This window comes from Daejeonella sp., from assembly GCF_036405355.1.
GTDB lineage: Bacteria > Bacteroidota > Bacteroidia > Sphingobacteriales > Sphingobacteriaceae > Daejeonella.
Window position 1 is genome coordinate 1 of record NZ_DASWXT010000101.1, and the last position, 13,743, is coordinate 13,743.

Genomic DNA, 13,743 nt, shown 5'->3' on the forward strand with positions numbered 1-13,743 from the left:
TGTTTGATTTTCTTTCCCTGCATAGGCTAAAATACGCAAAAACGCAGATTTAATCAATATATTAAGAAAAATTCTGACCCATCTTACAGTTTAAATCGGAAGTTTCAGAGGTTAGAAACCGAGTTGTGCAACAGCCACGAAAGCGAGAACCTCCTACATATTAATGTGTTCAAAAAAACGCCGTTATATAATGAGATTGTCCAAAGGTGATCGAAGAAAAATACTTTACCAGCCCCCATCATTTAATTCACCAAAGAATGTCATTTATAGTTCAAACACCCTGATAATTAATCATCGATCGGGCAATTTTGGCGAGGAAATAATAGCTTTTAGCTTCAAAGAATTGCTGATCGTGCAGATAATGCCGGTTAAGGTGCATGTGATTGAGGTCAGTTATCACCTGAATCTGTTCATTTATGCTTAGCGTGTGTGTCACCATACCTATTTTGTTCACATACTGCTTCTCAAGCTCTCTCATTTCACTATTATCCTTCAGGAAAGACCTTAAGTCTCTTTGATCTTCCCTGAATTCTAAATCGAATTCAATTGTTTGATTTTTAGTTAAGTGCCTGCTGAAGTTCATTGAAAGTCTATGCACCAACGATAAATCAAACTTTAGGCCCTTAAAAACCATTAATAAGTGCCTTATGGCCTGAAACAACCTTTCCCTTTTCGGATCATCCATAAAAGGCAGGTCAAGGCCTGATAAAACTATTTCACTGCTTAAACCAAACAGGTCCTCAGCTGGTTCAATACCTATGGGGTTGTATCTTTCCTGTTCCCTGATGTAGGTGGACAAGTCAAGTTTTTTCAGGTTGGGTAAATACCTGAGGATATTTTCTAGTTTTCTATAAGATTTCAAAAGCTTTGCCTCCCTCCCCGGCATTTGTTTCAGGCGAAGCCTTAAATGGGATTCTTCATCCAGATAACTGATGAAAAACCAGGTAGAGATATTCCCTTTCCTTGTATTTTCGGAAATAAATGGCTGGATGTAATTCAGCAAAAGATCCTCATATCCGGAGGGATGCAAATACAGCTTAATATAGAGCCATTCGTCGAAAGGGAAAAGTTTGTCTTTATAAGCAGAATCCGGAAAAAGTGGTTCCGGAAAAGCAGAATAGGACTTTTCCAGGTTTGTTATAAAGGCAATACACTCATGGGTATAGGAATTCCCCTGTTTGTCTTTAACCAAAGTCTCCAGTCTGTTATCATATTCCCTAAAAACGATCCTTCCCGACGAGGGAATTGTATTTAGCAGTAAGCTTACATCCATGCTGCTTGACAGCTTTAAATGAAGCAAATGATCATGAACTTCATAACAAATTTCATCAGGAAGGCCAATTTGCATTGCATACGAATTGAATGCAGCGAATTGGCCTGGCTGATCTAAATGCTTCATTCCTGAAAGATTCTTTGCATTCAGGTGCCATGAGGCCGCTTCAAGGATTAATCCTTTATAAATAACTCTGGGGTAAGCAGGCAAACCCGGAAACAAATCAGCCATACTGAAATTCAGATTCGGGATGAATCCTTCATGCTGTAAATCGCACAGAAACCGAAAGACAGGAAGCGGACTGTTCTGGTAATTGTATGCACAGCTAAATCGAGGTATGATCCGCTTTTTAAGCCGTACTGACCATAATTGGAGACCATCATCTACCAATGTTAGGTACAGATCGTTCAGACTGATCACATAATCATCGCTCACCTCCGGACTTTCAAAAAAAGGAATCTGGTAGTCATATAACACTGCCCTGTTAATTACACTTGCATTTTTAACACTATCGAGATGTGTAATCTCTGCAAATAATACATCAGGATTCATTTCCATTTCTTTTTTAGCGAGGGCACGGCCAAACTTTAAAATGTCCGGATCAATAACAGTAAAACGCCCGATCATATTCAAACTGCTGACCCCTCCTGCTGCCTTAATTTGCAGATGCTCACCAATCACTGAAAACATCATGGAATAAGCGGGAGGATAATTTTTTTGCGAATTATCCAGCGCTTTCAGATCATCTTCAAGGATCTCTATGCGTGGGAATGCCGTACCGGTTTGCGAAGTCCATTTCCCAAGCAGTAGTTCATGCAGTGGCGACCAGGGGATGCTATCTTGTATTTTTCCTTTTTCACTTACCGGCATAGACAACCCTTCATAATCAATTCCGAGTTCAGGATCAAGTGCTTGTAAGAGGGGGACTTCTTTCCTGTCAAAGAGTTTTTTAAAACGCCTCTTAAAATTTGTCAGGGTCTCAAGTTCGGCCTGACTGCTCAACTTTTCAATGCAAAATAATGCATCATGAACTTGTTCCTTCAGGCCCATTGGGAGCGTACCATCGACTGAAACGCTGCAATAAGAGTCGTAAGCAGAGCCAGGTTTCATTTTATGTTCCGGAATTAATGGACATGGAAAATTCCTGTTTCCGGGTTGATGGGGTAATATGATTTGCAATTCAAGTAATTCGTTTAAGTACCAGGCTAAATCATCCATAACCACACCACTCTTCTGAAGTAATTCAAATAGAGAACTTTGGCTGATGATCTGTTTTCCTGACAACAGATTTATTATCGCATCAGAGCCAAAGATCTCTGAAATACTAAAAGTGCTTAGCTTAGCATTTTCGATCTTTCTGAGAATTCTGAAATCAGTGCCGTATGGATATATAAATGGATTTATGCGATAGCATTTTCCACTTGAAAAATTTACTGAGGTCTTAAGGATATCCTTTTCTACAACTAGTGTTTGAAATGATTGCTGGTTTATCAGTATTCCGGAATCTTTACTTTCTTTCAATTTGATAAGAGCCAGGGCAGCAAATGCCCCAAAAGGTGTCGGCCTGTAGCAGATGCGTTTATGGTATTTCATCAGCGAAAGCTTCATTTTTTCAGTGCACTGGCTTAGCTGGAAATCACAGCGCTTCAGTTCATCCGACATGGCATCACTTGCCAAATAAAGTGCATCCCTAAAGACCGGATTCTGCAGTAGTTCATCAAGTGTCTGGCTTGCATTATTAACAGGAAAACGAGGTACCCGGAGAATTATCCGGCTATTGAGATCATAGTTCATAATTGGTACCCCAAAATAATAACAAGCTTATCCCCCACCCTTCGCATCAATGTTTATTACAGCCTGTTCATCAAGCAGAATGGCATGTTGGTGTAAATAAACTTTACGATTTGATTTAAATGGGGAAATTATAGTGGGCAGGAGGTTCTGGCCTTCGCCAGATCCGATACATATCGGATGACAATGCATTTTTTTTAATAATGGAGGAGATCCTGAATCCGTCAGGATCGAAATCCTTAAATAATGACATTGCTTTTGTGCCCCCGACTCGGCAGGCTTAAATAAAAATGAAATGAATTCCTATCGTTCCCATCAGCAAAACTTGATCAGAATTTTGGAAATGCTTGAAAAGGGCAGATTTATTTCCAGAAGACAGGCTGCGCGGTTATTCGATTGCACGGAAGGAACCATTACCATCTGGTTAAACGAACTCAGGGAAGATGGGCATAAAATCCAGTATTCGCGTTCATTGCAGAAATACGTACTGATTAAGAAAAATGAATTGTAAGAGTAAAGGCTGATTTTTTAATGCTTTAGTATTTTTTCTTTACAGCATTAAATTTCTATCAGATGAACAATTACCGGTTGGTTTCAATTATTTCAGGTCTTCTTATTTTCCTTTGGGTTTATGCCGGCTTAAGTAAACTGCTTGATTTTGACAAAAGCCTGGGGGAAATGTTAAGTCAGCCGATGCCTCCATGGCTTGAAAAGATTCTGGTATGGCTTGTGCCCTTTTCTGAACTGTTTACAGCTGGTCTGCTAATTTATTCCCGTACAAAGTTATATGGTCTGATTCTATCCTCCCTACTTTTAATTTCGTTCAGTATTTACATTACACTGGTAATCAGTTCTGTTTTCAACCGCATCCCCTGTAGCTGTGGAGGTATATTAAAAAGCATGAGTTGGGAAACACATTTAGCTTTTAACCTATGTTTCCTTGCCTTAGCGCTCTATGCAACGTTTTATTCTGTTAAAGAAAGGAGGAATATGAGAAAGGACTTCTGAATAGTAACCATTGATTTCATTTAGATACTTAATGGTAAAAAGCAATAAAAATGGGGAAGCCGAAAACCTAAATAACAGAGTAGGCAATTATATCCCCGCAAAGGCGGGATTAAAAAAATTAAACATGAAAAAAGTAAATTTTGGCTTAATAGCCGCAGCAGTCGGTCTGATATTCGCTCTTGGTTCACAGGAAGTAGCCAGCAGGAATTTAGATCAGGAGTACGCACGTTTAAGTGATGGTAGCTGGATCCTTGTTACGCCGGCAACTGAAGAACAGTATGCCTGTGAGCCTTCAAGTGAAATTTGTAAAGCCACTTTTCCGCAGGATCCAAACCAGAGCACAAGTGGAATGGTGATTACTTCGGATAATGGGGTTTATACATTGCAATAAGATCACAAAAGTCATCAGTTGCTTACAGCTCAAGCTAAAAGCAATTGATGGCTTTTCAAATTGTACCTAATTTTAACCAACAATTTGTAACTTTTGTCTTGAAACAAAAGTCACCAAAAATTCAAGAAAGAACGAAGCTCCCACCGCCAAGGGCAAAACACCCGGCCCGCCGTTCTTTCATCCCTGCGCTCAGGAAATCCTTATTCATTTAATATTAATTTTCTTTATTGAGATTGGAAGGGTACGAAATTTAACGTTAATGGTTTATGAATGTTCATCCATCAACGGCTGCGTACAGGGCTTTGTAAGTAAGTGCTTTGGCAGAGGCTGTATTTACCGCCCAGTCCAATGCCGCAAAAAAAGGTAATTATGGTTTATTCGATGGCATGATGCCTAAGATACTGTTAATAATATTGTGGCAGTACTCAGGGCTATAAGTGGGCTATATATCCCATGATTTGGAATCGATTGCAAAAACCAAACAGGATGAAATTTGATCTTACTAAAACAAAGAAACTCCGCAAGACAACGGAGTTTCTTGTTTATTTTCAAATATCACCTTGCATTCTGGGCAATGCCTGTGGCTGTAACTTCTTCATCCGGGATTAGTAAAACATACCGTTTGTCTTGCGCTGGGAGGCTATAGGTCTGACTATTTATTTTCCGTTGTAGTGTCACAGCAAAACGTGATTCAGTATTTAGTCTTCTCAAATCGCTCCACCTCAAGCCCCTGATCAGCAGCTCCTTTCTTCGTTCAGTGAATACAAGGTTTAAAGCTTCATCAGAGGATGTAGCCGTAAAGGGTATATAAGTGCCGCTCTTCCATCGTTTGGAAAGAAGGGTATTGAGATCGCTCAATGCTGCCTGCGTATTACCTTTTCTTGCCAGGCATTCTGCCCGAATCAGATACAGCTCATCAGTTGCAAGTCCTGAGAATAATTCAGTTCTGCCGGTATAACTACCCCTGAAGGAAAATTTATTAGTTCCCCTGCTTAAGAAGAATGCATTTTTTCGCAGATCATTTGAACTATAGCTCTTATAAAGAAGGCTATCCACATAAGTCAGGGAAGATGAAAAGAAAGAAAGCGGAGGCATAATTGAGTAGTAAATCACCTCTGCATTTCCATTTGGCAAGAGTACCGGAAATGCCCTGGCAGCACTTAATTTCAGTGTATTATAATCGATCAGAGTATTATGAATTGCAAGGCATTGATCAGCATATTTTAATGCATCCTCATAGTTACGCATGCTGAGAGTAATTCTTGCCAGCAGTGCAATAGCAGCTGCCTGTGAGGGTCTGCTTTTATAGGCTACTTGTTCCGGGAGTAATTCAGCTGCCTCCTTAATATCTATCAATATCTGCTGATAGGTTTCAGTAAGTGTGCCTCTGCCTGGCCGCAGATTAACATCCGCACTTAAACGTACCGGAATACCTGGCTCACTGTCGGCTATAGCCGCATCATAAGGTGCAGCAAAAATCTGTGACAGATTGTATAAGGCATAGCCGCGGTAAAACAGGGCGCTGCCACGCAGATTTTTGATCTCAGTTTCCGTAGCCCTGCCTTTTAATCCGGGCAGACCATCCAGCACGATGTTTGTATTAAATATCTGCCTGTAAGCATTATTCCAGTCAGACACATTTCCTGTGGAATTCGGGTTTGTGGACCAGGTATAAGCTGATCGTTCCAGTTCAGTATTCCACGCCAGATATCCTGCATCCGCCGCATAGAAATTATCAGAACTGAGCTCCCCAATCCAGGGACTCAGGTTCATGACATTATTATTATCATCCAGCAGAGCCTGGAAATCGGCGATGGCAGATGGTACCAGCAGGGATTTATCATTGATCTTTTCCAGGTATTCTTTATCACAGGATATAAGGAAACTACTGAGGAAGAGCAGGAGGAGTTTTGATAGGTTTAGGGTTTTCATGGTTATTATGTTTAGGGCCTCACCCCCGGCCCCTCTCCAAAGGAAAGGGGGGAGATCGAGGTTCATTTGAAATTATTTATTTAAAGTCTACTATCAGGCCTGCGGCAATGGTTCTTGGTGGCGGGCCTGACTGATAATCAGGGTCTAATCCGGACTTATTGGCTTGCCAAATCAAGCCCAGATTATTGGCATAGATATACAGCTTTGCATTAGAAAAGGGGAGTTTCGGAAACTTCGCTCTGGTAAGCTCATAGCTTAAATTGATATCCTGCAGGCGGATGTGATCGCCCTTTTCAACCAATGCTTCGGAATACAGGTAGAGCTGATCGCGATTGCTGTTTACAGCTGCCGGAATTGAAGGTATGGAAGTGAATTGTTCATCTCCGGATTTCTGCCATCGAAAAGCATAATCACCATGACTATAGATTCCCCGAAGAAGGGAAGTATAATTGACCGATGCTCTCCTGAAATAATAGCCCAGCCTGTAGCTGATATTAGCAGATAAACTAATGCCCTTCCATTCCAGGGTATTTCTTAAGGCACCCGAATAGGCTGGCCTCGATGGTCCATGAAATACCAGCTCCTGTGCAGAAGTTTTAGAAATGATCTGTGCATAATCTGTGCTTATCGTTCCGCCTAAATATCCCTGCGGATCGCCCATAGCAGATAATCCACCCCAGGGATAGCTATACATGCCATAAATGGGGTTTCCGGGAAAGGGAAGTCCGTCTGAACTCTGAGCGTAATTTATAGCGGATGAGGTATAGCGATAATCAGTCACCTCATCACATGAGAAGCCGAATACTGCATGGCTGTACCATTTGAATTTACGATCAATATTTCTGCTGTTCAGGGCTATATCGATACCGTTCCCACGGATGCCAGCCGTATTACCCCTGAAACGGGTAATGCCTGAAGAAGGTGGAAAGGGTGTTTCACCGATCAGGTCAAATCCTTTCTTGTTGAAAAAATCAATACTCCCGCTAAGAACATTTCCTGCCGATGAAAAATCAATACCGGCGTTGACCATTTTGATACGCTCCCAGCGCAGTTCCGGATTGGGAGGATTGCTGACGGATGCATAAGGAATCCGGGTAAGAAAAGCAGCGGAGACATAACGGGCGGTGGTATAAGCCGACAAAGATCGGTTTACGTTTCCGTTATACCCATAGCTGAGCCGGAGTTTCAGATAAGGCAAATATGAAATCTTGTAAAAGCTTTCATCGCTGAGGTTATAAGCCAGACCTGCGGACCATAAAGGTACTCCCCTCTGATTGGTGCGTACTCCAAAAAGATTTGATTTATCAAAACGGCCGCTGGCTGTAAGAGTATATTTATTCTTAAGGGTATAAGCGCCGTTCATATACCATGACAGGTAGCGGTCTGTCAGCTCGCTCATTTGTCCGGCAGCCGGTATGGTGGAAGTCCGGTTTGGATTAAATAATGTGGTAAAGGGTGTAATATGATCAACAGGCAGCGAACTTGCATGAAGATCATCATAGCCGTACAGACGTGATGAATTGCTGATCATACTTCTGTCCTGAACTTCAGCACCGGCTAAAGCCGTGATTCGGTGCATATCTTTCCAAACCCTGTTATAGTTCAGCTGAGCCCTGAGATTATGGCTTTGCGCATTCATCGTATTCAAATCCAGAATACCTGCGACAGGAACAGGTCGAACCAGGGTTCCAGGGCTGACTACCGATGTCAGGGAATTGATCAGGTTCCGGGTATAATAAGTATCAATACCCTGAAGGTTCCTGCTGTTATCAATGGTTTTTCCATATTGGTAAAGAAGGGAAGCATCGAAGCCCGCGGGAAGTTTGTACTGAAGGTTTGCGTTAATGCGATAATCAATACCATTGATCTTATTATCCCCCAGTTCGATTTCCCGGATCGGGCTGTATGTCCAGTCCAGCAGGCCGGGCACCTGCACTGCTGCATTTTGAACATAGCCTGCTCTGTAATCCCTGATCACAGACAATGGATTTCCCTGATCATCGGCCAGCCTGGCATAGGGATACACCGGACTAGCGAGATCCATCATCATACTGCCCGGGCCGGCATTATTCAAAACCTGTTTGCTTTGGATATAGTAAATTCCGGTTGTCAGTTGAAGCTTCTGCTTTAGGAAGCGGTAAGTATTGGAGCCATTGAGTGAAAGTCTGCCGTAACTGTTGGCCACCAGGTTTTGCAGGTTTCGGTCATAACCGGCCGAAACAAAAAAGGTCTGGTTCTCCGTTCCACCGCTCAGGTTTAATGAATGCTGCTGGTTGAGGGAATTACGGTACATGTAACGATCAATATCCCGGCGAACATCTATGTTCTTCAAAGCCTCGATCCTTGAATCAGCCTCTGCGCCAGAGATGAGTCCATCGCGTTTGGCGATGAGCAGATCAACTACAGGTGTTAAGGGCGTTTTATTTAGTGAAGATTCAGCTGAAAGGTAATAGCCTTTATTAAAAAGCATTTGCTCGACCCCAATGAAATCGGCCGATGAGATTCTTGGCTGATAAAACAGATCCGGTTTATCACCTGCTGTTATATTGGAATTGAAGGTTAATTTTGCTGGCTGCTGAAACCTGCCTTTGCTGGTAGTAATTACAATAACCCCATTACCGGCCCGTGCACCCCAGATCGAAGCGGCCGCTGCATCTTTAAGGATGGTAATGCTTTCTACATCATTCGGGTTAATATTTGCCAGATCCCCTTCATAGGGAAAATTATCAATCACAATGAGCGGTTCTGCATTCGAATAAAGCGTACTCTGCCCCCTGATACTGATCTGACTGGCTCCTTTCCGGTTAAGTGTCAATCCCGGTACCATATCTTCGAGCCGGCTTAATACATCTGTACTTACCCTGCGGTTGATTTGCTGCTTATCTACCTGAACAAAGGAACCCGAAGCCCGTTCCTTTGGAATAGTCTGGTAGCCGGTAGATATCAGTACTTCATCAAGGGCGCCAGATTCCTTATCAAGCCTGATGATCAGTTCTTCCGTTAATGGTAGTATGAGCTTTCTTTCTAGGGTTCTGTACCCGATAAAGGAAATAATCAGACTGGGTTCCGAACTGTTTACAGCAATACTGAATTTTCCTTCATCGCCGGCGAGGACTGCTGTTGCATGATCCTTAATTTTTATGGTTGCTCCTATTAACGGCTCTCCATCCACAGAGAGCACCCTGCCGTTGATCCGGATCTGAGCCGCACAGCTTAGTGCGGTAATCAGCATGAGAATACTATAAACTATAATTTTTTTCATATTCATGTATTTAATAAGGCAGACAGGGTTCAAAAACCCTGTCTGCCTTGAGTTCATGTTTTAATAAAGGGTTCAAAACCCTCTGATCCAAAGGCTGACAGGGTTCAAAACCCTGTCAGCCTTTGATCCCTGATGACCAGTTTTTCGACAGGAATTCTTTTTTCCACCAGTTGCAGATCATATTTGGCCAGTTCAGTGTTCAATTCAACAATGGAATTCAGCGCTGCATTGATCCGCAGGTCGACCCATCCGGTATAGCCGGTTTGATCAACTATGGGGGTAGGTATTCCCTGCATATAGTGCACATTCAGCTGATCGATCAGGCGCTGAAGCGGAAAATTCTGAAGAGTACAGCCGAAAGCATTGAATTCTGTGTACGAGCTGCCACCCTTACTTTTCAATTTATCAGTAAGGGAGGTTCTGACCAAAGCCAGGCAGGGGCTATCCTGTTTTTCCATATTGGCCGAATACTGCGGGAAAAACCTTCGTATGTCTGCCTGTATGATCTCAAATACCTGCTTCTCCCTGGAAAGCGGAACAGTCAGCTCATAGCAATATCCCCTATCTTTCAGCCAGTCGAGGTATTCAGCGCCTGTCTTTCTGGAATTGATCAGGGTACTGTCTGTTACCGATACAACAATACGGTTAGTAGGCAGAAAGCCCTGATCGCTATAAGCCAACCTGAACAGATTAATCAGCGGCTGGTTAAGGGTAGTAACGCGGAAGGTACTTCCGGTATCCGTCTTATAAGTACTTGTTCCCGAACGAAGACCGTCTACATAACCGCTAAAAACAGTACGGTATCGAATATTAAGTCCATCTCCCCCATTATTATTCACAAAAAGAGGTTCTTTAGGATTATAAGCTATTCTGACATCCTTTTTCTCACGTATTTTCACTTCATTCTGAGCAAGCAAGGCACGGATATTTCCGGCATTCAGCGCTTCGGTTCCGGTGATGGCTTTCAATGTTCCATCCGGGCCTATCCATACATAATGCGGGAGTGTAGTATGGGGGAATAATCGACTGAGTTCCTTATTTTCAAGGGCCGTAAAAATCCGGAGGCTTTTACTTTGTTCTAATTTCTGGATGGTCGGGCGCACTTCCTTTTCAGTCTGGTAGGTGACCGGAAAAAATTGAACCTTTCCATCAAAAGCATGTTGCAAACTGTCAGTTAAGGGCATGGCATTGAGGCATGCTCCGCACCAGGTTGCCCAAAAATCCAGGATTAGCAGTTTCCCCTTAAAATCAGAAAGTTTTGCACTGCTGCTTTCATAATTAATGATGTTGTTAATGGTAATATCAGGCACCTGATCCCCGATCTTCAGGGGCTTGGTCTGAGCCTGAGCGGCACTGCTTAAAAAAAAGCAAAGCGCGGCCAGGACGATGAATTGTATCGTTTTTTTCATGTGGTTTATTTTAATTGTTTAAGTCCCGGCGTCCGCCGGGATGACAGCCCTAATAAGGAACCTGTCATTGTGCGAATGCCTCTTTCATTGCGGCGGTCCCGGCGTACGCCGGGACCCGGTCACTCCGGATGCCTCTTAAACGAGGCATACATATCCTTCGCCGATACCTCATCCCTGTACGTACCCTCATCCCCTATCGGCTTATCCAGATGCTCCAGCAATTCATACAAGGCCGGCATCAGATCTTCCAAAGCCATAAAGTAATCGAACAGCTCTGCTCTTTCTGAATAAGTCATACCTGAATAGTTACCGCTGATGATTGTGCTGAGTGCACGGTTGAGCTGTACATTAGCGGAGCAAAAGCTATAGACAGCGCAGAAGTATTTAAGACTACGAAAGGCGGTTTCGGGGGTTTTGGATGGTTTGTTAGTTTTTGCACTCATAGCTGTTTGGTATTACTATGAGTCTTTAAGCGGATGCCAAAAATAAGGCGTGGAACCCACCTATTGCCTAGAGGTACTGGTATACCCGGGAACAAATAAGTGAGCCCACGCCTAGGCGTGAGCATTTCACTTATCCTCTCGTTCCCTTTTGAAATTACCAGTTTCCTAGACGAGACTCTAAGTGCGAATGCTTCAATTAGTTATTATGAAGTCCGCTAAAATAAATTATATCAAATTCATTTAATTCTATTTAATAACTAATATAAGAATAAAAACATTATGTCACAATAGTGTGTCATAAATAAATGCAATTCTTCCATTAATTAGTTCAAGAAATGGAAGGCTCGAAAGAAATATCATTAATTGATCAATATGTAATTGATTTCGTAAGAAAGCTTCGCGATGAGAAGAAGGTAAGCCAAGAAGAAATTGGAAATATAATTGGCGTAAGTAGAACTTATATCACCAATGTTGAGAGTACAAAACACCCAGCAAAATATAACCTAAGTCATATAAATTTGTTAGCTGATTACTTTGACCTATCTCCAAGAGATTTTTTACCCGAGAAATCATTATAGGTAGTTAGCAACCTAATAAAACTATCTTTAGGATTACAAGAATACTGATGTAACCCCTTTTCTTCCTCTCGTTTTTTATTAAGAGTGTAAACTCCATGAATTAATTCTTCCAGTCCCTCTAAAAAATATAGCAAATCATCTTTCTTAAAGTTACTCTGAGAAGAATTTATCGTCTCAGTAACCTAATCAAATACCCGGCATAAAAATTGGATACTATTCATGAAGGGTGTAGAAAGATAGGAAGTTAATAAGCCAGCTTACACTATGGGTAAAAATAATAAAGCACCCCAATTTATATAACCAGGATGACTAAATCGATCTAGTTCTAAATAAGGAGACAAAATATGTGTTAAAGAAAAATTACTTTAAGTACGTTCTCCTTCCAATTCAACCGATCAAGGAATATATCTATTTCCATAATTTAGCAATTGGGAAATTCATTAAATCACATTTACTTACCACCCTCGCGCATACTCCATGAGCATATGCATCAATCCATGCTTTACCAAGATCTGAGTTTAAAGCCTCCCATACCTTTAACCTGTAATGTTCTGGAACTGAAATTCTATATATACAGTCGCTTATAAGTATTTCTCCACTAGTAACCATAGCCAATTTACCTACACATCTTTTTCCAACCCTACACATCAGAATATCGCCTTTTTTTGCAGTAAAAGTTGAATATTCTTCCGGCATTTTTTCAGGGAATTCACAGTATTTACTGTAATTTTTGAAGCTAGTGGAATGAAAATAAGGGTGTCTACCCTTTCTAAGTTCAATAGCAGAAAAACGTCCTCGATAAACTCGACCTCCTAGAGCTTCTAACGTAACCTCATTTTGCTTTTCTATAAGTTGATATTCCCAAAATTGGAAATCCATCCGTTCAACTAATTTTGACTTTTGCACAACTAAACACTTCTCATACTCGCCTTTGAAGTCAGCTAACAATAGTCTGCATGTTTTACGGTCAGAAGTTGATTTGCTTAAAACGATTATATGCGTACGTGCTTCAGTATTTGGAAAAATCTTGTCTGGAAGCTGAATTACTGTCTTTATGTCGAAATTAGTTAGAATAGTTTCTCTGAAAATACGGTATTCCTTACCAGTGATTAGGCTGTCAGAAACAATAATACCCAACTCTCCTTTAGCCTTAAGGAAGGTCATATTATGCGCGAAAAATATTATCTCAGAGGTCAGCTCTCTTATTTTGTAGCATTCTTCAATATTTGCGTCTTTGAAGAGTTTCTTATAGTTACTGCATTTTTCAATTTTCAAATAGGGGGGGTTGCAAACAGCTACATCAATAGACCCCATATTAATTTTAAGCCTTTGCTTTACGTTTGATTTTAAAGAGTTATGTTGCGAGATTCTTACAAAGGATAAGTTTTCTTCTATGTGTTTAACTTTATTCTCCTCTATCTCCGTGGCATAGAAAATAGCATCATTCCAACGCTCATAAGCAGCTTTGGTGAGAGATGCGTTACCAATGCCTAAATCAAGAACACTTGTAGCGATAATAGTATCTAAAGAATTTATTAATAGTGTAGAAACTATATCGTTTGTATAATATCTGCCGAGAAGGTCCATGCTTTAGCTTAAATAATTAGAAATGTGGTAAATGTTTGCTTTGAGAATACTTTCACTCCTGAACTTCTT

Annotated in this window: 10 protein-coding genes; 4 read left to right on the forward strand and 6 right to left on the reverse strand. The window is 41.4% G+C overall.

Annotated elements, in window-relative coordinates; translation table 11 throughout:
- Positions 1–271 precede the first annotated feature (271 nt).
- Positions 272–3,067: a thiopeptide-type bacteriocin biosynthesis protein gene (locus VGE44_RS12390; RefSeq protein ID WP_331079496.1), complete on the reverse strand. Its 2,796-nt coding sequence runs from the start codon at positions 3,065–3,067 to the stop codon at positions 272–274.
- Between the two features lie 292 nt (positions 3,068–3,359).
- On the opposite strand from VGE44_RS12390, the gene VGE44_RS12395 reads away from it, so the two are divergent.
- The 3 genes from VGE44_RS12395 to VGE44_RS12405 all read left to right on the forward strand — a co-directional run bounded on the left by VGE44_RS12395 (position 3,360) and on the right by VGE44_RS12405 (position 4,463).
- Complete coding sequence (locus VGE44_RS12395; protein WP_331079498.1) at positions 3,360–3,575, forward strand: helix-turn-helix domain-containing protein; 216 nt, start codon at positions 3,360–3,362, stop codon at positions 3,573–3,575.
- Positions 3,576–3,637: 62 nt separating this feature from the next.
- Entirely contained in the window at positions 3,638–4,072 is a 435-nt protein-coding gene (locus VGE44_RS12400) for a MauE/DoxX family redox-associated membrane protein (RefSeq protein WP_331079500.1), read from the forward strand.
- A 124-nt stretch (positions 4,073–4,196) separates the two neighbouring features.
- Positions 4,197–4,463, forward strand: coding sequence for a hypothetical protein (locus tag VGE44_RS12405; protein WP_331079502.1), 267 nt, complete (start codon positions 4,197–4,199; stop codon positions 4,461–4,463).
- 555 nt (positions 4,464–5,018) lie between these two features.
- Here the strand turns inward: VGE44_RS12405 and VGE44_RS12410 are convergent.
- The 4 genes from VGE44_RS12410 to VGE44_RS12425 form a co-directional block, all read right to left on the reverse strand.
- Positions 5,019–6,395 carry a RagB/SusD family nutrient uptake outer membrane protein gene (locus VGE44_RS12410; protein ID WP_331079504.1) on the reverse strand — a complete coding sequence of 459 codons (1,377 nt, stop codon included), beginning with the start codon at positions 6,393–6,395 and terminating at the stop codon, positions 5,019–5,021.
- A gap of 76 nt (positions 6,396–6,471) precedes the next feature.
- Positions 6,472–9,657, reverse strand: a complete 3,186-nt coding sequence (locus tag VGE44_RS12415) for a SusC/RagA family TonB-linked outer membrane protein (RefSeq protein WP_331079506.1) — start codon at positions 9,655–9,657, stop codon at positions 6,472–6,474.
- 104 nt (positions 9,658–9,761) lie between these two features.
- Positions 9,762–11,066 (reverse strand): TlpA family protein disulfide reductase, encoded by a 1,305-nt coding sequence (locus VGE44_RS12420; RefSeq protein WP_331079508.1) that lies wholly within the window; start codon positions 11,064–11,066, stop codon positions 9,762–9,764.
- A 119-nt stretch (positions 11,067–11,185) separates the two neighbouring features.
- Positions 11,186–11,509: a hypothetical protein gene (locus VGE44_RS12425; RefSeq protein ID WP_331079510.1), complete on the reverse strand. Its 324-nt coding sequence runs from the start codon at positions 11,507–11,509 to the stop codon at positions 11,186–11,188.
- Between the two features lie 335 nt (positions 11,510–11,844).
- On the opposite strand from VGE44_RS12425, the gene VGE44_RS12430 reads away from it, so the two are divergent.
- Complete coding sequence (locus tag VGE44_RS12430) at positions 11,845–12,087, forward strand: helix-turn-helix transcriptional regulator (RefSeq protein ID WP_331079512.1); 243 nt, start codon at positions 11,845–11,847, stop codon at positions 12,085–12,087.
- A 408-nt stretch (positions 12,088–12,495) separates the two neighbouring features.
- Here VGE44_RS12430 and VGE44_RS12435 read toward each other — a convergent pair whose 3' ends face one another.
- Positions 12,496–13,674, reverse strand: coding sequence for an N-6 DNA methylase (locus VGE44_RS12435; protein WP_331079514.1), 1,179 nt, complete (start codon positions 13,672–13,674; stop codon positions 12,496–12,498).
- Positions 13,675–13,743 lie beyond the last annotated feature (69 nt).

Coding starts and splice junctions, on each gene's coding strand:
- VGE44_RS12390 (WP_331079496.1), bottom strand. CDS start 3,067: ATGAACTATGATCTCAATAGCCGGATAATTCTCCGGGTACCTCGTTTT.
- VGE44_RS12395 (WP_331079498.1), top strand. CDS start 3,360: ATGAATTCCTATCGTTCCCATCAGCAAAACTTGATCAGAATTTTGGAA.
- VGE44_RS12400 (WP_331079500.1), top strand. CDS start 3,638: ATGAACAATTACCGGTTGGTTTCAATTATTTCAGGTCTTCTTATTTTC.
- VGE44_RS12405 (WP_331079502.1), top strand. CDS start 4,197: ATGAAAAAAGTAAATTTTGGCTTAATAGCCGCAGCAGTCGGTCTGATA.
- VGE44_RS12410 (WP_331079504.1), bottom strand. CDS start 6,395: ATGAAAACCCTAAACCTATCAAAACTCCTCCTGCTCTTCCTCAGTAGT.
- VGE44_RS12415 (WP_331079506.1), bottom strand. CDS start 9,657: ATGAAAAAAATTATAGTTTATAGTATTCTCATGCTGATTACCGCACTA.
- VGE44_RS12420 (WP_331079508.1), bottom strand. CDS start 11,066: ATGAAAAAAACGATACAATTCATCGTCCTGGCCGCGCTTTGCTTTTTT.
- VGE44_RS12425 (WP_331079510.1), bottom strand. CDS start 11,509: ATGAGTGCAAAAACTAACAAACCATCCAAAACCCCCGAAACCGCCTTT.
- VGE44_RS12430 (WP_331079512.1), top strand. CDS start 11,845: ATGGAAGGCTCGAAAGAAATATCATTAATTGATCAATATGTAATTGAT.
- VGE44_RS12435 (WP_331079514.1), bottom strand. CDS start 13,674: ATGGACCTTCTCGGCAGATATTATACAAACGATATAGTTTCTACACTA.